The following is a 1,060-nucleotide window of genomic DNA, read 5'->3' as shown; positions in this document are numbered from 1 at the left end:
GCTGTAGTTCCAGTGGCTGCCGAGCGTGTGCAGTACGATCAGCTTTTTCGGCGAAGGATCGGCCAGCGCGAGCTTGAGCGGATCAAGCAGAATCTGGTCGAAGTTCGAATTGTTGGTGAAGCCGCCCAGGTTCATGAACTGGATCACGTCCGCTTCTTTCGCGAACACGGATACCGGCGTGTCGTACTGGCCGAACGAAATCTGATTGGACAGCCACCAGGTCTTGAAGCCCGCCTCCTTATATGCGGTGAGGAAGGATTTTTCGCTGAAGCCATCCTTCAGGCTTTGCGTGGCGGGCTTGCGCGAAATGATGACCGGCACCGACAGGCGCGTGGCCGAGACGGCGGAAATCACGTCCGCCAGCGGCACCACGTTTGCCTCTTTCGACAACAGGGGATTCGTCTCGCGCGAGTAGCCGTTCAGGCTCCAGCGGTCGTAGCGGGACGATTCGCCGATCACCATCACCACCACTTCGGGGATCTTGTCCGGCTCCGGCTGGCTGGCGTGGAAACTGAATTTCGCGCTGCGCTCGTTCAGCTCCGCCAGGTAACGGCGCTCTTTATAGAAGTCGTAGCCGCGCACGGCCAGCCCGAAGGGCCAGGAATCGCCAAATGCCTTCGACTCGATCGGCACATGCGCCCAGTGCGGCAGGGCGGGCAGCTTCAGGCCGGTGAGGTTGGCGCCGGCGGCGGCTTTGCCGGGAGCGCTGGCGTTGTCGCTTTCGCTGGAGCTGGAACTGCCTTTGGCGGCGGCGTGCGAGGCCGCGCCGGCCACACCGCGCAAGCCGAACTCATAGCCATAGCCCGCCACGCAAGCCAGCACCGCGATCATGCCGATGGCCACCCAGCGCGAGTTGTCATGCCAGTCCATCTCGCGCGTTTGGCGGGCTGCGCGAAAAGTAAATACCCACCAGACAGCCACGGCAATCATCACCGCCAGCATGGTCCACACCTTCTGGCCCAGGAATTCCAGCGCCTCGCGCGGGCTGGTTTCCGCCAGGATGCCCAGATGATGGGTGGAGATGCCCTGGCCGTAAAAAACGAACAGATAGATTTCCGTC

At 62.1% G+C, this 1,060-nt stretch carries 1 protein-coding gene; it reads right to left on the bottom strand.

Translation table 11 applies throughout. The annotated features are described in order from the left end of the window. Positions 1–1,060, bottom strand: a 1,060-nt coding sequence (locus tag AB4Z11_RS32440) for a sulfatase-like hydrolase/transferase (protein ID WP_442030396.1), incomplete at both ends; no start/stop codon positions are given.

This window comes from Pseudoduganella sp. RAF53_2 (assembly GCF_052113985.1).
GTDB lineage: Bacteria > Pseudomonadota > Gammaproteobacteria > Burkholderiales > Burkholderiaceae_D > Rugamonas.
This window is presented reverse-complemented; position numbering and strand designations above follow the sequence as displayed.